Raw genomic sequence first — 22,639 nt, 5'->3', positions numbered from 1 at the left:
CTGTAAAAGAAAACATCACAATTTGTCGTCAAAACTCCTGCTCTTCCTCAAAAAACCAAATTTCTGCTAAAAGGGTTATACCAATAAGCCAAAGAAAGCAAAAACCTGCAAACCAAAGCATTCCTGTCATTGTGCTCACCTCCAACCAAGACTTTTACTTATTGCAAAAAAACAAGTTTAAATGCAAGACAAACCAGAGCAAAGTTCATGATATTTTCGCTTTGCTATCTCTACTTTTTTGATTTCAATAAAGCGCTCTCTTTAAGATATCGAAATTTTTATGCAATGATTCCTAGGTTGAAACAAAGTTTAAAAAAGACTTATCCAACCCTGAAAGTTTTCAGTTTTACGAATTCTGCTATAACAGAGAAGTTTAACGTCGTGAGGAGAAAATTAATGCGATTACTACTAAGTGGAGTCCTTCTGAGCTTTGGATTGTCTTCACTCGTTTTGCCAGAATCTTCTTTAGCTCAAGCACAGTCGTCAGCGTCCCAAAACCAAATAAACGCTATGGTAGAAGCACTGCGGCAAGCAGCACCGCCGAAAAGTGGTAGTAAAGATGATGGATATTACAGTGAATGGCGAGTCAAACCAGAAACCCTTAAAGGCTGGTCAAAAAATTGTCTTAAGAAGGAAGTGACACCAGCGCAGTTTGACAGTGATGCTGGGTTAGCACGCGAAGTGGTCTCATGTATTACACGCCGGGAGTTAAGTAAGCAGTTGACTGCTAGTGGTAACAATGAAACGGCTGCTGTGCGTGGTGTTGCTTGTTGGTGGATGACTGGTAACTACACAGGCTGCAACAGCGGCTTCACTGCTGACTATGTAAAAAAAGTTGCAGGGTATTACCAGAAACCGGGTTCAAAACCAGCATCTGGTACTGCTAAACCCGTAACCAGTCCATCTCCAAAATCTTGATTCGAGTTTGGTGTGGGTAGTTGATTTGAGTGAAGTTGCTCACGCGTTAATCTTAGCGTTAGCTCCGGCTCCTCTTAGGGGCTAGCGGTTCCCTTTAGGAACTTCCTTGACAAAATGCTCAACTTGAATACTCGTTTTTGATACAGAGTGTCATGTTTTGTTGAGCCTGAATGCCAAGGGAAAGCAGATAGAACCTCTCTGGAATGAAAAAGGTTGACCAACGCGTGAGCAGGTATTATCCAAGGCACAGCATACTGTGCCCCTACCTTGGTGGGGTGCAACAACAGAACCACTGTATTATTAAAAATATGTATTAAATAGAACTTCCAACGATAGAAGATTCTGATTTTGATTTGACTCGCTTTTGTCGCTTGCTAATGAGTGGTCTTTTTTTCTGCTTTTCCATTACTTTACTCAAACCAACGGCTACAATATATGTCATTTCTGCCGCTGCTTGATATGCTAGTTTCATATCTGCTTGTTGTTGATTACTCATAGTTAAGTTTGTTTATTGCTACTGTTTATTACTCGTTGATACAAAGAATACAATGTTTGTTATTAACTAGACTTCATCCATTTGGGTCACCCAATCGGGTGATATCGAGGATGACTAGGTAAACTGCTAGTCATGATGAGATAATAAAAATTTGAAAAAATTATAAAAAAAATGAAGGGTAAATTAATTGTATTTGAAGGAGTGGAAGGTTGCGGTAAAACTAGTCAAATACAGCTCACGCAGGAGTGGTTACTAAGTTTTCAGACTTCGGTAGTTGTGACTCGTCAGCCAGGAGGAACAGAGTTAGGGTTGTATCTGCGAAAACTTTTGTTAGAAGCAGGCTCTCACTCTATTATAGATAAAACTGAATTACTTTTGTATGCTGCTGACCGATCGCAACACGTAGAACAAGTTATCAAGCCAGCTCTCCAAGATGGGGCGATTGTTTTGTGCGATCGCTACACTCACTCTACCATTGCCTACCAAGGCTGGGGACGTGGTTTAGATATCAATTTAATTGATCAGCTAAACACCATTGCGACATCCGGGTTAGAAAGTGACCTAACTTTGTGGTTTGATGTTGATGTTGAGGTGGGACTTGCTCGAAAACGAGGAGGTGGCGATATACTTGACCGCATTGAAAAAGAAACAATAGCCTTTCATCGTCGCGTCCAGCAAGGATATGCACACTTAGCCGACTCTCACCCAGAGCAAATTGTTCGTGTCGATGGTAGCTTGAGTCAAGAAGCTGTACAACAAAAAATTCAGGCAATTTTAACCGCTAGGCTAGAAGCTTGGATTGACGAGAAAAAGGATAATTTAGATCTTGCACCATAATTTTCGTCCGCCAATAAATAAATTTCTTGGCTTAAAGCCCAAGTCCGTTAAAACTGACTGGGTAAGTCTTTTAGGAGGCACTGCGTTGGGGAGCCAGTACTGCAGAGAGAAGTGCCTTGCGGGGGTTCCCCCCGTTGTGGCAACTAGCCCCGAAGGGGGCGCTACGCAAACGGAGAGGGTCTCCCTCCGTAGGTATCTGGCGTCCGGGTTTCCCGACTTGTAAGCGCAAAGCGCACGCCGGAGGCGAACGCGCAGCGTCTCCGCAGGAGTTAGCATGTGCCGTTCCGTTTTAACGGACTTAAGCTATTAGCCAGGAACTTCAGTTCCTGGCGTACTCCGGTTAGGTGCAAGATGTAAGTAGGTAACAGATTAAGTAACAGATATCTATGCAGTACAACTTTAAAGAGCTTGCTGAATTTTACAAACACGCGCTCCTCAATGACGTACTCCCGTTTTGGGAAAAACACTCGATTGACTGGGAGCAAGGCGGCTATTTCACCTGTCTTGATCGTCAGGGGAAAGTTTATGACACAGATAAGTTTATCTGGCTGCAAAACCGCCAGGTGTGGACTTTCTCCATGCTTTACAACCAGCTAGAAAAACGCGAAAACTGGCTGAAAATTGCCAGCAATGGCGCGAATTTTCTTGCCCAACATGGTCGAGATGCTGACGGAAATTGGTACTTTGCCCTAACCCGTGAAGGGAAGCCACTGGTTCAGCCTTACAATATGTTTTCTGATTGCTTTGCAGCAATGGCTTTTAGCCAATATGCCCTTGCGTCTGGCGAAGAATGGGCAAAAGATGTAGCTATGCAAGCTTACAACAATGTTTTGCGCCGCCAAGATAACCCCAAAGGCAAGTATACCAAAACCTATCCTGGTACGCGTCCGATGAAATCTCTGGCAGTACCGATGATTTTAGCCAATCTGACTCTAGAAATGGAATGGCTACTACCAACCGAAACCCTTGAGAACGTCTTGACTGCAACCGTTCAAGAAGTGATGAGCGATTTTCTTGACAAAGAACGCGGATTGATGTTTGAAAATGTTGCTCCGGATGGTTCGCACATTGATTGTTTTGAGGGACGTCTGATAAATCCCGGTCATGGTATTGAAGCGATGTGGTTTATCATGGAAATTGCTCGTCGTCGCAACGATACTCAAACGATTAACCAAGCGGTTGATGTGGTGCTAAATATCCTGAATTTTGCTTGGGATAGTGAGTACGGCGGATTGTATTATTTTATGGATGCAGATGGTCATCCGCCACAGCAACTGGAATGGGATCAAAAACTTTGGTGGGTTCATTTAGAGTCTTTGGTTGCATTGGCGATGGGCGTTAAGCATAGCTCTGCCGTAGGCAATCGCCTAACAGAACGTGAAGCATGTCGGGAATGGTATCACAAGATCCATGATTACGCTTGGTCGCACTTTGCTGATCCAGAATGCGGTGAGTGGTTTGGATACCTCAATCGCCGTGGAGAAGTGTTGTTAAATCTTAAAGGTGGCAAATGGAAGGGTTGCTTTCACGTTCCGCGTGCATTGTATCTGTGTTGGCAACAATTTGAGGCGTTGGGTGCAAATTAAATTTATTACATTTAAGGTGGAAGCCGCTACATCTAATAAATGCCATGACTGTTGTTAAACCAAAACGATTCACAATCGACGAATATCATCGACTGATTTCACTCGGATTTTTGACGGAGGGAGATAGGATTGAATTGATTCGAGGAGAATTGATCCAAAAGACTGCAAAGGGAACACCTCATACATTTTGTACAACTCGACTTTGCCGTCAATTTGATCGATTGCTAGGCGATAGAGCTGTCGTGCGTTGTCAAGAACCTATCATTCTCCCATCAGATAGTGAGCCTGAACCAGATGCAGTGATTGCACGAGGAGATGAAGCTGACTATCTTGCTCACCATCCCTATCCCGAAGATATTTTGCTTGTTGTTGAAATTTCTGATTCCACATTGACTTATGATCAAACAACGAAGCTAAGGCTGTACGCAGAAGCTGGAATTTCCGATTACTGGATCGTAAATTTGCACGCTCGTCAATTAGAACGTTACAGTCAACCTTATCAAAATATTCAAGGTGAGTTTAACTATCTGAGTAAACAGATTTCTCTGGTGAATCAGTCGGTGCTAATTCCTGGGTTTGAAGATGCTTTCTTGGACTTGATTCGGATTTTTCCAGAGGGTGCAATTGCCAACCTAAGCCAATAAGTGAGCGCGTTATATTAAGACAATGAAGCTTTGGTTTCCTGAATTTAACCTTGGATTTATCCTTTAGTTGAAGGATTAAATATCTCTAAATATCACTTATACTGTGTTGTACCCTGTAGATTGCATAGTATGAGATTTATTTCAAAACTGGAATGGGAAGGACTTCAGGAAAAATATGAAGTAAAAGTGTTAAATTCATTAGACCTATTACCGCCTGGAGCAGAGAGAATAGAGATATATAGAGATGATTCATATAGAATAAATGCAAAACTAACTGGAAAGCTTTTTCATATAAATGAACTAGAGATATGGATAGATAAATGGATGAAAGTAGATACAGAAGGCTACTTCTTACCTGTAGACTTAGAAGTTGATGACCAAGTATGGTTTTATAAATTCAACCGATGCTTCTTTGACTCTGGTAGCCAATTCCCTATCAGCAGTAATCGTAATAATCTTAATCAATCTCTTCTAGACTTTGAAGTTAATTTTTATATATCTAATGTTGTTAAAAAATACAAAACATCTTATTCTTCTCAAGAAATAGCGTGGTTAACGGAATGGTACCTTAATGGACCAAAAGAAGACTTCTACACTCGTATGACAAGTAGGGAGTTAGCAGTAGAATATACAAGAAATAGACTATCTTTTGAAGAGACTAACTTTAAGTTTCCTGATAATCAAACCACCAAGCTTGACTATGTAGTCATTCAATTAGATAACTTAAAGTTTGTTATTCATGATGTACCTAAGTATCTTGCTCCTAATTGGTCAAATTGTTTAGGTATTGAGTATAGAGAAGAGTGGGGTGGAATACCTGAATCAGGAGAAAGAGAATCTATAGCGGAAATTGTTGGTTTCATTGCTGGTCGTCAGCTTTTTAATATTGGTTTAACTGAGTTTGACAAGTCTGGATATGCAATTCAAGAAATAGCTAAAAATCCCCCTTACTCACTAGGTCATAATTTAATAACGACTTGTCAATCGCCTGACTTTCCACCTGTCAGGCTTCAAGAAGATTTTAATATAAAAACAGAAGAAGTTTTACAACAGTTAATTCCCAATTACTTGTCTTTAAGAGAACCATTACATCTTAAAAGTGCTTTACATCGTTACTGGTTATCGAAAGAATTACCCATTGGTGATAATTTACCTACTTTAGCAGCAGGAATCGAAACTTTATCAGCAAAATATTGTAAATATCGATCAATTGAATTAATAGGTAATTATATCCCAAAAGGGGAATTTAAGGAAATTTTAAAAGAGGAATTAACATCAATAGAAAATAAGTTGAAGATTAAACCGAACGGTGAGAAAGTTCTAAACAAAATTCTAGGAGCATATTCGTACCAACTAGGAGTAAATGGAACCCTGAGAAATTTTTTTGCGGATATTCAATTAATTTTAGGTGAAATAGAAGAAAAAGCGATGAAAGCTAGAAATAAGATGGTACATTCGCAAATAGATGCTTCTGATGAAGCAGAGCGTCGTGAAATGAGTAAACTTACAAGTGCGTATCAGACGCTGTTCCATAGAATTATGCTAAGGATTTTAGGTTTTGAAGGCAAGTATATAGACTATTACTCATTAGACAATTTACAGAGAGCTATCGAACAGCCAATCGGAGGCTCCTCACATAAAAGTCAGTAAGTAGTTTAATCGCTGGCTTGATTTGGAGATATTTATTGCGGTACAACAATATCAGGTGCTGCTAATTGTGTATGATCCAGCAAATGAGGTGATTGTGCGGTGGATAAGGTAGCAAAATATCGAGAATATATTAAAACACTGCTGACTCGTTATGCCAGTGAAGATATCTCAGATAACGACGTAGAAGTCCAACTCATGTTAGATACCGAACGAGATCATTACCAGTGGATGAATGTAGGTTGGCAACAGTTTAATCGTGTTTATCGATGCGTGATGCATTTCGACATTAAAGATGGAAAAATTTGGCTTCAGCAGAATTTAACGGATCAGAATCCAGCAGAGGAATTAGTCGAAATGGGAGTACCACCAGAGGATATTGTGCTGGGGTTGCAACCTCCCTACAAGCGCCAGTACACAGATTATGGTGTTGCTTGAGCAAGAACTAATCTTCGGTTTTCTGCTTTGGTGGGCATTACCACGAATATCTCAAATGTCCATCACATAGCTTTTATGGACAATGCCCACCCTACGATTTGTGGTCTTATTATAAGAATAAGCGCTGTAAAACAACGGATAATGCACCTTTAAGCATGGAATTTGAGTGGAATCCTGATAAAGCAGACACAAATCTTAAAAAGCACAGCGTTTCATTCCAGGAAGCCGCTACTGTATTTGGCGATCGCCTATCGATAACGTTTCCAGATCCTGACCACTCGATAGGAGAGAGCCGATACGTTACTATCGGATTATCCAGGTATGATCGCTTGCTGCTGGTTTCTCATACCGATCAAGATGAGCGTATCCGGATTATCAGTGCAAGAGAAGCAACACGGCGAGAGCGGAGATTCTATGAGGAAGGAGACTGAAAACGAGTTTGAGGATGAGCTACGTCCTGAATACGACTTTTCCAAAATGACAGGTGGTGTTCGGGGGAAGTATGCAGAACGCTATAAAGCTGGAAATAATCTCGTATTACTTGATCCTGACGTAGCACAAGCATTTCCAACTGATGAGTCTGTCAACGAAGCATTACGGTTATTAATGCAAATTGCTCAACGCCAACGCACTCAACACCAATAAAGGTTAAAACCTTGTGCGATGACTGGCACTAAGCTACGTTACTTTTACGCCCATCTCTGTGAATGAGTAATAACTATTCAAGATTTGTTTACCCCTACGACACACTATAGCCCGTATACTCTCTTACGTACACAGGTTGTAAACCCAACACAATATCATTCTTTAACACACCCATTGCTACCAATTCATCAGCAATCAATTTATCAGTCTGGTTGCGTTGAATCCAGATTTTACGGTCTTTAATATCTAAATGCATAACGCAGTAGTAGATGCGGCGATGTTTATCCCATCCCAAATCAACAATTTGATAATGATCTTGTTGTGTATCAAAAATTGTTTGCACCTCAATTTCGTCATTACTCAGTGTACTTTTGCTGTATTCTTTCAAGAGTTCTTGGATACACTGACGATAAAATTCTAATTTTTCCATTTGACTATTACCTCATCCACTGGATCGTATACAATCAGTTTGACTTGATATTTGCTCACTGACGCCTTGGGTAAATCATGTTGAAAAAATGACTCATAAGCAGCAATAGGAACACCTAAATATAAGGTGTATTCTGTCTTATTTAATTCTAAAATTAAACGGTAATTTAAATATTGACCCAGAGCAATATGGAAATCAAAAAATGCTGAGTCACTCAAAAAACTTTTGACTTGTACTGCAATCTTTTCTCCGAATTTCTCAGCTACTAACAGCCGTTCTGAAAGCAAGTCAACTCTAATTTCATCTTCCTCAGTAAACAAAATCCTCAAAGGGTCATGTGTGATCACCCACTGTTCTTTCTCAAGACCTTTTTTGAGTGCTTTGTAGAATCGGTCTTTGGCTAACATTATCCCTCGCACACCTGTTAATCTGATTTTATATCAGTAAGGTATCCCAAAAAATCCTTGACTAAACTTCTTTAATCATTAGTTATTGGTCATGAGTATTGACTTTTTACCACTCATGAGTTCTAATGCGAAACCTCATTTCTTTTAACAGTTATTTGCTATCAGTTATTAGGTTATCGGCACATCTGGCTCCAGAGGGGCGCTACGATGGGGAGGGAGTCATTTAACACTGAGATGAGTTAACTCATATCTTGCACCAGCTTTTGGATCCGCCAAGAAATAAATTTCTTGGCTTAAAATTCAAGTAAGCTAAAGCTTACTGAATATACATTCCAGTCCGTTTTAACGGACTTTGACTATGAGCCTTGTAGACGCCGGAGGCGGCTTCCCGCAGGGTACTTTAGTTCAAGGCGTACTCAGGGGAAGGTGCAAGATCTGAGTTAAGCTACGATATCTCGTATTGCCTCGTGCAATGACGTGGGGAGTCGCGCAGGTTAAAGACGAAGATGACAGAAGAACTCAAGACACAGAATACAGACAATCTTTTTGCTATTGCCAAGCAATTTACCCTACAAGGGAAGGTTACGGACGTCCAATCTTTGGGAAGTGGTAATATTAACGATACTTTTTTAGTGAGTCTAGATTCTCCAGAGGAACAGCATTTTGTTCTGCAACGCATCAACACACAGGTATTTCGTCAGCCACAACTGATTATGCAGAATATGCGTACCTTCACTGAGCATATTCATAAACGGCTACAAAATGCAAGTCTCAGCCGCCGCTGGGAAGTACCTCGGGTGTTGTTAACCAAGGATGCTCAAGATCACTGGAGAGATGCTGACGGTGAGCAGCGCGTTGGACGGGTTCCCCGGCTTGAAGCGACTGCGAACCCGGAGGGCTCGTTTTGGCGGGCAATCAGTTTTATTGAAGGCGCACAGTCTTTCGACACGATGCACGATAAGTCACACGCCCAAGAAATTGGCTACGCTCTGGGGATGTTCCACAATCTTATCAGCGACTTGCCGCCGGAAAAACTTGCTGACACCCTAGAAGGGTTCCACATTACGCCGCTTTATCTTCAGCACTATGAGCAAGTTTTGGCGAAAACTAGTCCGCGCCAATCGCCGGAGGTGAATTACTGCTTGCAATTTGTGAGCGATCGCACTAACGTCGCACATGTCCTTGAAAATGCCAAAGCCACAGGTAACCTACCACTGCGCCTGATGCACGGTGATCCAAAAATCAATAACGTTATGTTCGACACTGTAACCCAGCAAGCCGTGAGTGTGATAGACCTCGACACTGTTAAGCCAGGTTTGGTACATTACGATATTGGCGATTGTTTGCGATCGGGCTGCAATCTCGCTGGAGAAGAAACTGAACAGTGGGAAAGCGTTTCTTTCGATACTGATTTGTGTCAGGGAATTCTACAGGGCTATCTCTCTGTGGCAAAGGCGTTTCTCACCGAGAATGACTATGCTTACATATACGATGCAATCCGTCTGATTGCGTTTGAGTTGGGACTGAGATTCTTTACTGACTATTTAGCAGGAAATGTCTACTTCAAGGTGAAACACTCAGAACACAACCTTGCGAGGGCGCTTGTCCAATTTCAACTCACCCAAAGCATCGAATCTCAGGAAACAACGATTCGCAACATCATTCAGGATATGAAATGAGCAACCAGACGTTTTCTTTGCAACCCTTTCCTTCTGCTGATACTCAGTTATTACCTCACCCCGTCCTTACGGACACCCCTCTCCTTAATAAGGAGAGGGGCAGGGGTGAGGTTTTGATTAATAAGGAGAGGGGCAGGGGTGAGGTTTTGAACCCTACTTCGTATGAACCAATATCTAATTTAAAGATTACAGGCAATATCGCCCGACAAGCGAATCAATTCACCATCCAGTACGCCCTTGTTGGTGATTTGAAAGAAGTTGCAATTCCTACACCATCAGACACACCAGCACGAAAGCACGAACTGTGGAAAGACACCTGCTTTGAGTTCTTCCTTGGGTGCGACTCGTTGATAGCCTAATTCATAAGTTATCCAACCTCGCAAGAGGTTGAACTTCAATCAAAATGAGGGTGAAAGCCCCTCCCCTCAAACTCAGAGGTGACTCTAATGTCCACACCGAGTAAGCTCGGAATCTTACAGAGTGAAGCTGGACATAATGCGCAATCAGACATCGGTTATGCGGTGACACTGGCGCTAACAGGAGTGTTCATGGTGAAACTGAACCTAAGAAAGCAACCCAAGTACGAGCAGGACATAAGCTAGACCTGACTTTATTAGAGACAATCCCGCTGATACATCCAAGGGTAAGCAGCATGAGTAAGGGATTCTAATGGTTGAAAGGGTTACACCTAAAAACACAAAACAATTTTGATTGAGGAACGAGGAAAAACGGGTTAAGGGTCTCAAGGAAAGGTCGAAAACCTTGGGTAAGTAAGACGGGATACCGAACTCCCTTAACACGGGTAGGATGCAACGTAACTGTTGCAGGATGTTCAGAAATACACAACGAGGTAGTAGAGCATGATTGGGCACAGTGACGGCACTAGTGAATCTTGGAAAAATCAACCGTGGAAACAATACCGCGCTGATTTATTTCGCCTACAAAAACGGGTGTATCAAGCAGTTAGAGCAAATGACCTGCTAAAAACGCGGTCTTTACAAAAACTCATTCTGAATTCTAAAGCCGCAAGAATGCTTGCTATTCGACAAGTAACACAGCTCAACACTGGTAAAAAGACGGCGGGTATTGATGGCAAAAAGTCCCTTAATTTTAAGGAACGCTTTGAACTTGAAAAACGACTCTCTAAGCACGTTCACAAGTGGCATCATAGCAAACTACGGGAAATTCCGATTCCAAAAAAGGACGGGAAAACCCGGATTCTTAAAGTCCCCACTATTGCTGACAGGGCTTGGCAATGCTTAGCCAAATACGCACTAGAACCAGCACATGAAGCAACTTTCCACGAACGGAGCTATGGTTTTAGACCTGGTAGAAGTGCACACGACGCACAAAAAATCCTGTTCAACAACCTTCGCTCTTATGCAAATGGAAAGGACAAGCGAGTCATAGAGCTAGATATTGAAAAATGCTTTGACAGGATTTGCCACACCGCTATCATGGAAAGATTGATAGCCCCTAAAGGTGTAAAACTCGGAATTTTCCGATGTCTAAAAGCAGGAACACATCCCGACTTTCCAGAACAAGGAACACCACAGGGTGGAGTTGTAAGTCCGCTACTAGCCAATATCGCGCTTAACGGTATAGAGGATATTCATTACTCAATTCGGTACGCCGATGATATGGTAATAATCCTCAAACCAAAAGACAAAGCTGAGAAAATACTTGAAAGAATTAGCACATTCCTAGCAGAAAGAGGAATGAAGGTAAGTGAAAAAAAGACCAAAGTTACAGCAACGATAGAAGGCTTTGATTTCCTAGGATGGAATTTTAAAGTACAGAAAAATGGAAAATTCAGAAGTGTCCCATCAGTGGATAACTTCAGAACATTCCGCAAGAAAGTAAAAGCCATTGTCAACTGCTCCAATTATGGTTCTAGTGAAAAAGCTGAAAAGCTGGCTCCACTAGTTAGAGGATGGAGAAACTATCACCAATTTTGCAAGATGGATGGATCAAAGTTCTCACTTTGGCACATAAATCATAGAGCATTCAGAGTATTCAACAAGGAAAAGAAAAATAGCAAAGAATTGAGCACAAGCTTAATAAAGAAAGCTTTTCCAGCCGTCCCATACTCAGAAAATGCCTACATAAATGTAAAAGGTAATAAATCCCCATTCGACGGAGATTTAATCTACTGGAGTGAACGCAACAGTAAATTATACACAGACGAAACCTCTAAAGCTCTAAAGAAGCAAAACCATACATGCGGGTACTGCAAGCTCAAAATGACTGAAGGTGAAAAAGTCCACCTACATCACGTAGATGGTAACCATCAAAACTGGAAGCCCAAAAACCTTCTAGCAGTCCACGAAAGCTGTCACGACTATATCCACATGGGCAAAAGGGAACAACAACCCTAAGAACATCTAGGAGCCGTATGCACGGAAACGGGCACGTACGGTTCTGTAGGAGAGGGGCGAAGGATAGTACCTTCCCTCGACTCTAACTGTCAAGAATTCTGATCGGTATTGGGAATTCAATCTCTCCCCAGCTGGAGACTGGAATGTCTATCGCTTTGAAGCGTATCGTCAAGGAATGCAAGAAGAAACAGCTTTTACAACACTCCCGTTTCATGTTGAGTTTCTATCGGACAGTTTCACACTTGAGTTGGATGTCAATTTAGATAAAATCATCCCAGCAGAGCAAGCCCTTGAAATTGCGATCACCACCGTCATTAAATATAGAAATGAAGTGTCTTACTGGGCGTTGACTCATCGAGGAACTGAGGCTGACTTTCACCGAAGAGACAGTTTCATCATTGCGTCTTGAAATTAAAGTTAAAATTTCGTGAAGTTTTTCGATATTGGCAGTCATTTTGTAGTAGCCAAGTTTGACAGCCTGTCGTTTGACAAAAACTGCTGGAAACATCAAAATTATGGTGATTCTTAAAGAATATGCCTTTTCACAGAGAACACGGGATGAAAAAGATTTTTTCAGTATTGTTGTTGGTGATGGTAATTTTTACCTTTGCCTTCAATTCTCCAGCTCTTGCAGCAGACGCTGCTAAGGGAGCTAAACTCTTCAGTGCCAATTGCGCTCAGTGTCATGCGGGTGGGAAGAACTTAGTTAACGCTGCCAAAACCTTAAAAAAAGAGGCTTTGCAAAAGTTTGATATGTACTCAGAAGAAGCTATTATCACCCAAGTGACAAAAGGTAAAGGTGCCATGCCTGCCTTCAAAGGTCGTTTAAAACCTGAGCAAATTGAAGATGTAGCAGCATATGTGCTCGGACAAGCTGATAATGGTTGGAAGTAAAAATAAGTACTAGTTGTCTAAATACAAGCATCAGCTTAATAGGTAGGGCATTTGCCTTACCTACTATTTTGTTCTGCTAGCAATGTGAGACATTCTTATGAATCGCTTGAATCGCTGTTTTCGATTCACGCTTGAGTTTGGTGTTGCTGTGGTACTTGCTTATTTTGTGCTGATTTCACCAATACACTTGTCAGCTACAGCCAGCACCCAAGTCACAGGGGATGACTTCTTTAAGATGGGAGTCAAAAATGTGCTGAACGACAACTATCAGCAAGCTATCAAAGATTTCACTCAAGCAATTGAGCGCCAGAGCAGTTTTGCTGCGGCTTATAGTAATCGATGTTTCGCTTATCTTCAATTAGAAGATTATCAGAAGGCGGTAGCAGATTGCAACCAGGCGATAAAAAATGCACCAAACGGTGCTGAGGCTTACGTGAACCGTGGACTTGCCCAGTACAGACAGGGAAATTATCCGGCTGCGATCGCTGATAATAGTGAGGCGATCGCACTCAAACCCTATGATTTCCGAGCCTACTATAACCGAGGGATTGCCAATGCTATGTTGGGAAATCACCAACAAGCAATAGCAAACTATAATTCAGCCTTAAGTCAAATTTCTCCCTACCCTAGTCCTTTACTTGCGGATATTTACAATGACAGAGGGATATCTCGTTTCCAGTTGCAAGATTTCCCAGCAGCCAACTACGACTTTTCTCTAGCAATTCGTCTTAATCCTCAGGATTATAGAGCTTACTTTAACCGAGGTTGTATTGCTGGCAAAAATGGAGATAACAAAAATGCCATTCAGGATTTTACTGAGTCACTGAAGTTGAATCCTAACGATGCTCATGCTTATTTTAACCGAGGTATAGCTTATCATGAGCTAGGTTATGAACAGGCTGCAATACCGGACTTACAAAACGCGGTTAAATATTTTGCAACCTTGGGACAAACCACCTTATACGAAAAAACTTTAGCTTTGTTGAAGAATTTACGGCAGGAACTTCTATATTTATCAGAAATAGCTCTTGTTTCATTTTGGTGAGCTTTTCTTGGGTGAGAAATTAAGTTGAGAGAGTTTTTCGATTGAAAAACCCTCTCAACTTAATTTCTACTTACATCTGTTCGCTTGAAAGCTTAGGTAATTGCTCAATGGCTTTTGACCAAACTCTTTTGTAATCTTCAATAGCACCGCTATAATCTTTGAGCTTAGAGCGGGCGTTACCCCGGCTAATATAAGCTTTAGCATCGTTAGGATTTAGCCGTAGAAAGTCGGTGTAATCTTCAATTGCACTATGGTAGTCTTTTTGCCGAGAGCGAGCATTAGCTCGATTAATGTAAGCTTCAGCATTGTTGGAATTCAATTCTAGACACTGAGTGTAATCTTTAATTGCGGCAGTGTAATCTTCTAATTCACAATAAACATTGCCTCGGCTAATGTAAGTCTTAGCATCATTCGGATTTATCCACAAGCACTGAGTATAATCATCGATTGCACCCCTATAGTCTTTGAGTAGAAAACGAGCATTTCCCCGGCGGACATATGCTTGTGGATCGTGAGGATCCATCTTCAAAGATTGTGTGTAATCCTCGATCGCGCCACTATAATCATTCAAATCACAACGAGCATTACCCCGTTGAAGATATAACTTGGCTTCATTAGAACTTAGTAACAGAGTAGCGGTACTTTCTTCAGGCTGATATTGGGTGTGACTTAAGGTAACGTAACCTTCCGCATCGTCAGAATTAAATGGCAGATACTGGATGCTATCCTCAAATGTGTTACTGTCATTTTCCAAGATAGAGTGAGTGTGAGTCTGGCTGATATTGATATCAGTGTCCATATCCATATCACTGGAATGGATTTCCAAATAATGGGTGTGTTCTACAACTGCTTCTTTTTTTTCAACTTCAGAGTAAGTAAACCCCATATCACCAGCAATCAAATTGTTAGGTAGGGGATGCATGGCGTTACTATAATCTGCAACTGCTCCTTTGTAGTCTCCTAACTCAAAGCGGAGTAACCCCCGATTTTGGCGAGCTTCAACATCGTTAGGATTGAATTGCAGATACTTATCAAAATCTATCATTGCACCTTGGTAGTCTCCTACCTTTTGACGGGCAAGCCCTCGGTTATAGTAAGCCTTAAAGCCGTTGGGATTGAGCCTCAAGAACTCGTTAAAGTCTAGAATGGCTCCTTTGTAGTCTTCTTTTCGAGCCTTTTCTTCTCCTCGGCGGTAGAAGACTTCAATAAAATCATGTTGCTGACGAAACTGTTGTGCTGCCTGCTGTTGTTGAATAATATTATGTGATAAAGTTATCGCATGACGCCGCAACTCAAATTGTGCCATCACCTGACTACTCAATACCCGTAGTGATTCCACCTGTTCCAGACTCAAATCCCGAGGCATAATATCAATGACGCATAGCGATCCAAGTCTAAATCCCTCAGGTGTAATCAGGGGTGCGCCAGCGTAGAAACGAATGTTCGGATCACCTAGTACCAAGGCGTTTGTTGCAAACCTAGAGTCTGCCAACGCATTTCTGACGATTAATGGTTTCTCCTGCAAAATGGTGTAAGCGCAGAATGCAAGATCCCGACTTGTTTCAGGTGCTGTTAAACCTACCTTCGATTTAAACCACTGCCGACTCCCATCAAGAAGGCTAATGATCGCAATTGGAGTATGACAAATTTGTGCAGCTAGGAAGGTTAAATCGTCGAAGACTTTTTCCGGATGAGTGTCAAGAATTTGATACTGGCGCAGTGAATTGAGTCTATCCAATTCATTGTTAGGCAGTGGGGGTTGTGAGTTCATCTTTCTTTGATAGATCTTCAAAGGTTGGTTTTTGGAAAAATGTATCTTATCAATAACAGGTAGTTTTATCTAAGTGGTATTCTGCTTATCCAGTAATTAAAGACACTCAATTTTCTTGTGCAATGCGAGTGAAAAAGCCCTTTGAACTGGCTAATTACTGGCTGCTAAAGCGGTTACAGTCAATATCCTGTTAAAAACCAAATCCAAATTGTGACTCATTTCAAATTTAGTATATAACATTCTGTGTATCCGAAATAACACTATTTGCTCATAATAATTAATAATAAAATTATTACATCTACTTTTAGATATATTTTCTAGAGCGCCGGTACATTAATCCCAAAAACCCGGTTTCTTCGAGTTGAGCATAGGATCTATCAAGTTTTCCGACAGAGAGAAACCAGGTTTTTTGCCTCCTTTTTGACTGTACCGGCGCTAAGAGCGGAAATGATCTTTTTGTTTCATGCTCAATCAGAACAGAAGATTTAGTACCTAGACAATGGGGACACTTACACGTTTGAGATATCTACAAATCAATAACATTGACATTTACCCCGATTTATGCAAAACTTTTTTACATCTAGCAGGTAACTTGATCGACTGACTTTGGTATTTACCTTACTAAGTATAAATGAATTAACTATGAATGCTAATAAAATTCCTAGATAAATGTTTGAAAAAATTTATGGTTTTCCTAGAAGAGTACTTATTAAAAAGTATTCAGTTAGTCCTAAAACGTCTGAAGAATACGATTTTCCGGATAACTATTATTTGTATCTAGAATTGCCGAAAAATGCCCCTCGCTCTAAACCGAGAGTTTTTTCTAAATGATGCTTTTGAGCAACAATCATTTTCATAATTGAATCTAAAATGTGATAATGGTGCTCTTTGCAAGTACCAGCACGCTGTGACCGAAACGATTTTAGATTTTAGATTTTAAATTTTAGATTGGGGTTAGTCGGTACAAGCCTCGTCCCTGTCTCCTTCACCAGACGCTACGCGTTCGCTCGATTCGTGCGCTTTGCGCATACGGCAAGCTCAGGGCAAGCCTTTTAGGACGAAATTAATTCTTCAATCCCAAATCCGGCAATTTTAGATTTTAGATTTGCGATTAAAGAATTGGGGATTGAGTTTTTTCGTTACAAACCCTAATCCGGTAATTTTTCATCCAAAATTTAAAATCTAAAATCAAAAATTCGAGTCACCTTTAGGGTGGAGTCAATCCAAAATCCAAAATCCAAAATTGGCTGACTACCTAGGAGTTGATCACAGTGAAGAGCAATGCTGAATTTTCAAGTAAGTACGTCGGTATATATATGATAAGTTGGACATTTATTGCTATACCCTCGATACATGAAATCATCATCTTTATTTTTTGTGAAAAAACTTCTTGAAGCAGGACAGAAATACTTCAAGAAGTTTTTTTACTATGAAATATGTTGAGAAAATTTTCCACAGTCTATTTTACAGACTTGTCATGACTTGAGCTAACTCATTAGATAAATCAACCTTAGATTCTTGAGACTTTTGAAATAAAACACCAGCTAAAAAGTAATAATCGCCAGAATAGAAAGCCATTTTGTTTTTTCGTAATTCCTCTATGTGTTTTTTAACTTTTGGCTCAGAGCTATAGTAGCCAAATTGCAAAGGTAAAACCACGAAATTCTTTACAGAGTAACCGTTGGCTCTTGCGTGATGAATTGTACTTTCTGGGTTAGAAAAGCTAGAGACTAAAAGTAATACATTGTCATAACCTAATGATAAGAGTTCGTTGGTAACTGTTGCTCCATCTTCTCCACCAAATAACAAAGGTATATAAATATCATTATCTGGTGCTGGGAGATAAGGTGGATTAGCTACTAGATACTCTGCTTCTCGTTGAGAAGAATCAAACAAACTGGAATTAGAGATGATGTATTTATGACCAAGATTATATTCATCTATCGTTGAATTAGCGGCTTTCCAAGCAGAAGGATTTAATTCAAATCCGTGTATCACACCATCAAACCTGTTTTTCAAGAGTGAATTAATAACAGGACTGCCATCTCCGGAGCCAAATTCAACAACACATTCCGATTTTTTACAATTTCTCAAAACCAAGTTTTCCAAGCAACTGGAATAGAAATTAGATTCTTCTGGGCAAGAAAAGATGTCTTTCATTTGACTTTCACTATCTGTAGATTACGATTGTTATAATGGGCAGTAAGGAGCCTAAAAGCTATTTGCAAAAAGGCAAGCACAAACTGTTCCTAAGCCAAGCAATTGATGACTAAAGAAATAGTTTGCTCTTAGGTAAAAACCAATGAGTTTCTAACTTTTAAGATTTCTTACATAGATGAGGCTACTTGTTCTGCTTCACGTATTGATTGGACAACAGCAATAGCCGCGCGATCGCCCATCAGCTTCTCCTGGTCGTACCCCAACACTAGTTCCCACGCCTCATTAGGATACATTTGGGCTAAAGGTAAAGCCACATCATCCAACATCCAGCGTCCGTGGCGTTCATCTTCCCGAATGTGCAACTCCCAATAACCCATCGCTGCGTCAGACAGTCCAAGTCTTTGTGCTGCAGCAAGATAGTTTCTATAAGCCGCAGGTCCTGCTACCTCAAAATAGGTCAACCCACCACTATACCGTAGGAAATGACGCTTGCACTCAGTCAGTAGAAAGTTATGATTAGCGCATGCTAGAACTTCCCAAGGAACTAAATCGAAATATCCTTCTGGTTCAGTGTTCATCCCAAATTCAGTCAGCATTTGGGCAAAAAATGTAGAGTGCTTGCGAGAAAAACGACCGTTGCCGTACTCTTCCAACAGGACTCGCACCAAAGTACACTGTACTTGATTAGCAGCGCCACCCAGAATGCGGGAAAGACGACTACCTTCCACTAAACCGTCAAACGAGCCAATAGCCAGTAAGTGACGGTAGCCAGCCTCGCTCATTTTCTCCCGGATGTAGCGACTGTCTTCTGATAAAGGCGGTTCTAAATCGTAAGCACCACGCTCAATGAGAGCTTGCTTTACATCTAGTTGTTGCAACGCAGCCACATCGATTTGTCCAAGTTCCCACTCTTGCCAAGCTGTCTCAATTTGGTCACGTACCTTGTACAAGTAAGGAGAACGCTCGTTTACGTAGTGGCTTAGATCATCGTACCAAAACAGATTCAATCGATTAATGCGATATAGTATGCGTTGGAGAAAACGATGAGCTGCATCATCACCAGCACCATTTTGATAAGCAGCAGAAATCGCTACATCGAGTGTGTGTTCAAACTCGTTCTTCTGTGAGGGATCTGCATCTAGTTTTTTGTCTAAGTTTTCTGTTGCTAGCAGTTCTATAAATTGCTGCTCAGCAAGCTCGTAATTTATACTTGTTTCTTCTTTGATACGCGTACTTTTTGCTTCAACCTCGGCGAGAGGAGATATCACTAAATTGCTTTGCATGGAAGATTTTGCTAGTAAAGGCTGGCATGAAATTATTTCAGCGTCTACTATCTAGATTTCCATTAAGTCAATTTAAGTACCTCTCCCGTGAGTGATAAAGAAAAATTAAGTTTATGATCAAAAATTCAGTATACAGGCATACAAAAATCTGGAGATGGGGAGATTCAAAATTTTGAATTTTGAATTGATATGTCTGGTTGTCACGCCAGTCCGCAAGGGCGGAGGACACCGGAGCAAGGGACAAATCTTGGCACAAAGGCTGGCTCCGCTTTTCTTTAACGCGGACTGGTAGGTGTTTGATTGGCAGGTATTTGAGTCATTGGTTTACTTGGTGGAATTTGTTCAATAGTAATCAGTGCTTCCATCACTGACTTAGCAACGGGTGCGGCTACAGTACTACCATAAGCATTTTGACCCCTGGGATCATCAATCAACGCCAACACAACATAGCGGGGAGATTCCACAGGTAAAATACCCACAAAGCTGGTGATTTTAGCTCCGATAATGTAACCACCAGCGCGACTAGCTTTTTCGGCTGTACCAGTTTTGCCTGCGATGCGATACCCTGGAATTTGTGATGCTTTTCCTGTTCCGTCATCAACCACAGTTTCCATCATCTCTACAACTTTTCGCGTAGTCGCATATGAGAAGATTTGACGCGGTGCAGGTCGATTCGGTGAGTAGTGGATCTGTCCTTTGGCATCTACCAATCCCTGGACTATGTGGGGTGTGACCAATTTACCCCCATTAGCTAAAGCACCAAGCATTTGCACCAACTGCAACGGTGTCAACGAAAAGCCTTGACCAAAAGAGGTCGTTGCTGGTTCAACTGGTGTAGCAAGAAATTCTTGCTGGCTTTTGAGCTGACTGCTAACAGTGAAGGGTAAATCTGTATCAACGCTTTGCCTTAAACCCAAACGTTCCAACCAACCGTAGTAGACAGAGGGTTCCATTCTTTGGATAATTTTCACCATGCCTATATTACTGGAGTGCTGCAAAATCTGAGCGATGTTTATTCGCCCGTAACGTTTGTTTTCGGCATTCCTGATTGTTCTGTCACCTACTTGAATGTAACCAGGGTCTTTAAACATATCTTCAGGTTTAATAATGCCAGCTTCCAAACCAATAGCTACATTCAAAGGTTTGAAAGTTGAACCTGGTTCATAGAGATCTGCTACTGTCCAGTTTTTAAATAAAGAGATATCGGCTTTAGAGTATTCGTTTGGATTATAGGTGGGCTGAGAAACCAAAGCAAGTAGCGAACCATCCCACGCATCCATAACGATCACCGCCCCTCGTTTTGCTCGGTACTTTTGTATTTGTGCCTTAAGAGCAAAGCGGGCAACTCTTTGTAGACGGCTGTCTATAGTCAGTTGTAGTCGCAGATCATCAGAATTGAATAAACCGTCTGGAGCATAATCTGGCATCAGCGACCCGTTACCTGTTCTGCTGAGCCGTACCATATTCATAGAACGTTCTAGCAACTTCTCTTGGCTGTACTCCACACCAGCCTGACCACGACGGTCAAGATTAACATAACCTACTACTTCTGCAGCTAAATCCTGCTGTGGGTATAATCGGGAGTATTTTTGAATTGACTCTAGACCATTGAGATGTAGTGAAGAAATACGATCTGCAATTTCTTCGCTTAAGGCAGTAGTAAGTGTAATACCGCTTTTTTTGCTGTCAAACTTTTTTTCTAATTCATCAGCATCTTGATCCAGTATTGGCGAGAGCAGTTCTGCCATCTGGTTGTTAGACTTTTCAAAAAGTTTGGGATGAGCATACAAAGTATATACCGGACGGTCAATTGCCAGCAAATCTTTATTGCGATCCACTACTGGGCGACGGGGTATAAAAGGTCGCAAATTCACCATTTGTTGGTTTCGCGCCTTTTCTGTTAACTTTGCTCCCCGGATAATTTGTAAATTGTATAAGTTAACACCCAATCCAAACCCCGCTGCAATGAGAAAGCTCCAAACAATGAGAAGTCTAAATTTTATGTTGGGTGGTTGCTCTTGCGTGGAGTCAGCAAGTTTGTTATTCGACTCTCGTCTCGAACCCTTCTGCTGTCGCTTCTTAAATGATGGTTTCGGAAAGTTAAAGTTTTTTAATTTTGTTCTGCTTGATGATTTTGGCATGAAAATAGTCCTTTGTCCTTTGTCTTTTGTCTTTTGTCTAAGTACCAATGACTAATGACAAATGGCAAATACAGCAGAATTCAGCAAGTCCTGAGTCAGCAAGTCCTGAGTCAGAAGTAAAAATGGCTTTGGGCCTGACTTTTAGACAAGACCGTTGTACCTCAATTACTTGCAATGCGCTGTAACTAATACCCCAGTGGATTCGGGGTGTGCTGTTGTATTTCGGAATTTGGTGCTGTGGTGGGTACTGAGTTAGACTCAACAGGTGCTGGATTCAAAAAAATCATTTTATCAGGAGAAGGCGATACGAGTTTGGCAGGTGGACGTTCTGCTTCTTGTGCCATTTTGTTTTTTAGTACCTCGTTAGTAGTCATCAATTGGCGCTCATGGCGTTGCAAGTTTTGCATTTTACGGTATCCTTGACTCCAGAGTTGTTGAGAATACACAGTCCAACCATAAACCACAAGTGTTACACTTACCAGTGCAAACGCCATAATTGAAGAATAACGATGTAAAGTATAGAACCGCAGCAGCCAGGAAGGTACGGTCTCAGCAGATGGCATCACGGGCACAGTAGACGCTTTTTGTTTGCTGGGATCTGACAGTGATGTTGTTGTCTGTTTCTTGGCACTAGAAGCTTCCCTTGCGAGTTCCTGTAGAGAGGGTGACGATTTTTTTGACGAAGCCCTCTGTTTTTTGGTTGATACTGGTGTAGACACAGCAGGCAGATCAACTTTTGAAGTTTTTAACTGCTTTGCCTCTGGGGCTTTTTCAGGTTTGGCGGACGCTTTTTTTTGTTGAGTAGGGCGACGTTTTTTGCGACTTGTCACTTCTGTTGGGAGCCTACCGCCCGTCGCGGAAACATCTGATTTACGTGCAACAGCCATAATTGTTTGTAATTTTTGGATTATGAGACTTTACTGTATGATCATTGTCTGTTTTTACTCTTGTTATTATTGCCGATCAGACAATAACCACAAATAACACCATTAACTCGGTCAATATATTGTGATGGGTAGGCGCACTAATCTTTGTATCCCTAAGAAACATGGCTTCCTAAAGAAATTTAGATTTCTTGATAGTTTTGGAATCAACCCTGAATATCTTGAGTGCTCAGGTATCGTATTTAAAAGTATGACAACGCATTGTCACTATAAGCAAGAGTATGCGAATAAAATCGGAATTTTTGGTATGATATCGCGCTCCGTGACTTAATTTAGTAATGCTACCCTAAACAATT

Annotated in this window: 21 protein-coding genes and 2 pseudogenes; 15 read left to right on the top strand and 8 right to left on the bottom strand. The window is 41.2% G+C overall.

All coding sequences use genetic code 11. The annotated features are described in order from the left end of the window. The first annotated feature begins 396 nt into the window (after positions 1-396). Positions 397-918: a hypothetical protein gene (locus tag DP114_RS17505; protein ID WP_171976692.1), complete on the top strand. Its 522-nt coding sequence runs from the start codon at positions 397-399 to the stop codon at positions 916-918. A 313-nt stretch (positions 919-1,231) separates the two neighbouring features. Here the strand turns inward: DP114_RS17505 and DP114_RS17500 are convergent, their stop codons facing one another. Next, entirely contained in the window at positions 1,232-1,414 is a 183-nt protein-coding gene (locus tag DP114_RS17500) for a hypothetical protein (protein ID WP_169267463.1), read from the bottom strand. A 171-nt stretch (positions 1,415-1,585) separates the two neighbouring features. Here DP114_RS17500 and tmk point away from each other — a divergent pair, with 171 nt between their 5' ends. From tmk to DP114_RS17465, 7 genes are all read left to right on the top strand, one after another. Then, a complete protein-coding gene (gene tmk, locus DP114_RS17495; protein WP_171976691.1) occupies positions 1,586-2,251 on the top strand; it encodes a dTMP kinase in 666 nt (221 codons plus the stop codon). Positions 2,252-2,637: 386 nt separating this feature from the next. Further along, complete coding sequence (locus DP114_RS17490; RefSeq protein WP_171976690.1) at positions 2,638-3,837, top strand: n-acyl-d-glucosamine 2-epimerase; 1,200 nt, start codon at positions 2,638-2,640, stop codon at positions 3,835-3,837. Between the two features lie 44 nt (positions 3,838-3,881). Continuing rightward, a complete protein-coding gene (locus DP114_RS17485) occupies positions 3,882-4,481 on the top strand; it encodes a Uma2 family endonuclease (protein WP_171976689.1) in 600 nt (199 codons plus the stop codon). Positions 4,482-4,610: 129 nt separating this feature from the next. Continuing rightward, positions 4,611-6,131 carry a hypothetical protein gene (locus DP114_RS17480; RefSeq protein WP_169267467.1) on the top strand — a complete coding sequence of 507 codons (1,521 nt, stop codon included), beginning with the start codon at positions 4,611-4,613 and terminating at the stop codon, positions 6,129-6,131. A 99-nt stretch (positions 6,132-6,230) separates the two neighbouring features. Beyond that, complete coding sequence (locus DP114_RS17475; RefSeq protein WP_169267468.1) at positions 6,231-6,566, top strand: XisI protein; 336 nt, start codon at positions 6,231-6,233, stop codon at positions 6,564-6,566. 155 nt (positions 6,567-6,721) lie between these two features. Continuing rightward, positions 6,722-6,997: a BrnT family toxin gene (locus DP114_RS17470; protein WP_169267469.1), complete on the top strand. Its 276-nt coding sequence runs from the start codon at positions 6,722-6,724 to the stop codon at positions 6,995-6,997. Next, the gene (locus DP114_RS17465; RefSeq protein ID WP_169267470.1) at positions 6,981-7,211 is read left to right on the top strand and encodes a hypothetical protein; all 231 of its coding nucleotides are present in this window, start codon (positions 6,981-6,983) and stop codon (positions 7,209-7,211) included. Before DP114_RS17470 ends, DP114_RS17465 begins: the two co-directional genes overlap by 17 nt. A 94-nt stretch (positions 7,212-7,305) precedes the next feature. Here DP114_RS17465 and DP114_RS17460 read toward each other — a convergent pair whose 3' ends face one another. Further along, the gene (locus DP114_RS17460) at positions 7,306-7,641 is read right to left on the bottom strand and encodes a XisI protein (RefSeq protein ID WP_169267471.1); all 336 of its coding nucleotides are present in this window, start codon (positions 7,639-7,641) and stop codon (positions 7,306-7,308) included. Further along, complete coding sequence (locus tag DP114_RS17455; RefSeq protein WP_169267472.1) at positions 7,629-8,048, bottom strand: element excision factor XisH family protein; 420 nt, start codon at positions 8,046-8,048, stop codon at positions 7,629-7,631. The genes DP114_RS17460 and DP114_RS17455 overlap by 13 nt, the downstream gene beginning before the upstream one ends. Before the next feature lie 506 nt (positions 8,049-8,554). Between DP114_RS17455 and DP114_RS17450 the strand changes: the two genes are divergently transcribed. From DP114_RS17450 to DP114_RS17425, 6 genes and pseudogenes are all read left to right on the top strand, one after another. Then, complete coding sequence (locus DP114_RS17450; protein ID WP_171976688.1) at positions 8,555-9,727, top strand: phosphotransferase enzyme family protein; 1,173 nt, start codon at positions 8,555-8,557, stop codon at positions 9,725-9,727. Positions 9,728-9,873: 146 nt separating this feature from the next. After that, a pseudogene (locus DP114_RS17445) lies at positions 9,874-10,065 on the top strand (DOMON-like domain-containing protein); the annotation flags it as partial. A 522-nt stretch (positions 10,066-10,587) separates the two neighbouring features. Then, entirely contained in the window at positions 10,588-12,105 is a 1,518-nt protein-coding gene (locus DP114_RS17440) for a reverse transcriptase domain-containing protein (protein ID WP_169264032.1), read from the top strand. 82 nt (positions 12,106-12,187) lie between these two features. Continuing rightward, positions 12,188-12,514, top strand: a pseudogene (locus tag DP114_RS35055) (DOMON domain-containing protein); the annotation flags it as partial. Positions 12,515-12,663: 149 nt separating this feature from the next. Then, positions 12,664-12,999: a cytochrome c6 PetJ gene (gene petJ / locus DP114_RS17430; protein ID WP_171976687.1), complete on the top strand. Its 336-nt coding sequence runs from the start codon at positions 12,664-12,666 to the stop codon at positions 12,997-12,999. Between the two features lie 106 nt (positions 13,000-13,105). After that, positions 13,106-14,044, top strand: a complete 939-nt coding sequence (locus tag DP114_RS17425; RefSeq protein WP_370469287.1) for a tetratricopeptide repeat protein — start codon at positions 13,106-13,108, stop codon at positions 14,042-14,044. A 70-nt stretch (positions 14,045-14,114) separates the two neighbouring features. Here DP114_RS17425 and DP114_RS17420 read toward each other — a convergent pair whose 3' ends face one another. From DP114_RS17420 to DP114_RS17405, 4 genes are all read right to left on the bottom strand, one after another. Continuing rightward, complete coding sequence (locus DP114_RS17420; RefSeq protein ID WP_171976685.1) at positions 14,115-15,815, bottom strand: tetratricopeptide repeat protein; 1,701 nt, start codon at positions 15,813-15,815, stop codon at positions 14,115-14,117. A gap of 1,464 nt (positions 15,816-17,279) precedes the next feature. After that, the gene (locus DP114_RS17415) at positions 17,280-17,975 is read right to left on the bottom strand and encodes a class I SAM-dependent methyltransferase (RefSeq protein WP_169264028.1); all 696 of its coding nucleotides are present in this window, start codon (positions 17,973-17,975) and stop codon (positions 17,280-17,282) included. Positions 17,976-18,142: 167 nt separating this feature from the next. Then, positions 18,143-19,258, bottom strand: coding sequence for an iron-containing redox enzyme family protein (locus tag DP114_RS17410; protein ID WP_169264027.1), 1,116 nt, complete (start codon positions 19,256-19,258; stop codon positions 18,143-18,145). A 275-nt stretch (positions 19,259-19,533) separates the two neighbouring features. Continuing rightward, the gene (locus DP114_RS17405; RefSeq protein WP_171976684.1) at positions 19,534-21,399 is read right to left on the bottom strand and encodes a peptidoglycan D,D-transpeptidase FtsI family protein; all 1,866 of its coding nucleotides are present in this window, start codon (positions 21,397-21,399) and stop codon (positions 19,534-19,536) included. Between the two features lie 47 nt (positions 21,400-21,446). On the opposite strand from DP114_RS17405, the gene DP114_RS17400 reads away from it, so the two are divergent. Continuing rightward, positions 21,447-21,584, top strand: coding sequence for a hypothetical protein (locus DP114_RS17400; RefSeq protein ID WP_171976683.1), 138 nt, complete (start codon positions 21,447-21,449; stop codon positions 21,582-21,584). Here DP114_RS17400 and DP114_RS17395 read toward each other — a convergent pair whose 3' ends face one another. Continuing rightward, positions 21,585-22,286: a hypothetical protein gene (locus DP114_RS17395; RefSeq protein WP_169264024.1), complete on the bottom strand. Its 702-nt coding sequence runs from the start codon at positions 22,284-22,286 to the stop codon at positions 21,585-21,587. Between the last annotated feature and the right edge of the window lie 353 nt (positions 22,287-22,639).

The sequence above is a fragment of the Brasilonema sennae CENA114 genome, from assembly GCF_006968745.1.
Classification (GTDB): domain Bacteria; phylum Cyanobacteriota; class Cyanobacteriia; order Cyanobacteriales; family Nostocaceae; genus Brasilonema; species Brasilonema sennae.
This window is presented reverse-complemented; position numbering and strand designations above follow the sequence as displayed.

Bases quoted from the DNA above. Each gene is read 5' to 3' on its own strand.
- DP114_RS17465 (WP_169267470.1), top strand. From the start codon at position 6,981: ATGAGGAAGGAGACTGAAAACGAGTTTGAGGATGAGCTACGTCCTGAA.
- petJ (WP_171976687.1), top strand. From the start codon at position 12,664: ATGAAAAAGATTTTTTCAGTATTGTTGTTGGTGATGGTAATTTTTACC.
- DP114_RS17460 (WP_169267471.1), bottom strand. From the start codon at position 7,641: ATGGAAAAATTAGAATTTTATCGTCAGTGTATCCAAGAACTCTTGAAA.
- DP114_RS17485 (WP_171976689.1), top strand. From the start codon at position 3,882: ATGACTGTTGTTAAACCAAAACGATTCACAATCGACGAATATCATCGA.
- DP114_RS17450 (WP_171976688.1), top strand. From the start codon at position 8,555: ATGACAGAAGAACTCAAGACACAGAATACAGACAATCTTTTTGCTATT.
- DP114_RS17500 (WP_169267463.1), bottom strand. From the start codon at position 1,414: ATGAGTAATCAACAACAAGCAGATATGAAACTAGCATATCAAGCAGCG.
- DP114_RS17490 (WP_171976690.1), top strand. From the start codon at position 2,638: ATGCAGTACAACTTTAAAGAGCTTGCTGAATTTTACAAACACGCGCTC.
- DP114_RS17470 (WP_169267469.1), top strand. From the start codon at position 6,722: ATGGAATTTGAGTGGAATCCTGATAAAGCAGACACAAATCTTAAAAAG.
- DP114_RS17440 (WP_169264032.1), top strand. From the start codon at position 10,588: ATGATTGGGCACAGTGACGGCACTAGTGAATCTTGGAAAAATCAACCG.
- DP114_RS17420 (WP_171976685.1), bottom strand. From the start codon at position 15,815: ATGAACTCACAACCCCCACTGCCTAACAATGAATTGGATAGACTCAAT.
- DP114_RS17405 (WP_171976684.1), bottom strand. From the start codon at position 21,399: ATGCCAAAATCATCAAGCAGAACAAAATTAAAAAACTTTAACTTTCCG.
- DP114_RS17505 (WP_171976692.1), top strand. From the start codon at position 397: ATGCGATTACTACTAAGTGGAGTCCTTCTGAGCTTTGGATTGTCTTCA.
- DP114_RS17395 (WP_169264024.1), bottom strand. From the start codon at position 22,286: ATGGCTGTTGCACGTAAATCAGATGTTTCCGCGACGGGCGGTAGGCTC.
- DP114_RS17480 (WP_169267467.1), top strand. From the start codon at position 4,611: ATGAGATTTATTTCAAAACTGGAATGGGAAGGACTTCAGGAAAAATAT.
- tmk (WP_171976691.1), top strand. From the start codon at position 1,586: ATGAAGGGTAAATTAATTGTATTTGAAGGAGTGGAAGGTTGCGGTAAA.
- DP114_RS17415 (WP_169264028.1), bottom strand. From the start codon at position 17,975: ATGAAAGACATCTTTTCTTGCCCAGAAGAATCTAATTTCTATTCCAGT.
- DP114_RS17400 (WP_171976683.1), top strand. From the start codon at position 21,447: ATGACTAATGACAAATGGCAAATACAGCAGAATTCAGCAAGTCCTGAG.
- DP114_RS17410 (WP_169264027.1), bottom strand. From the start codon at position 19,258: ATGCAAAGCAATTTAGTGATATCTCCTCTCGCCGAGGTTGAAGCAAAA.
- DP114_RS17455 (WP_169267472.1), bottom strand. From the start codon at position 8,048: ATGTTAGCCAAAGACCGATTCTACAAAGCACTCAAAAAAGGTCTTGAG.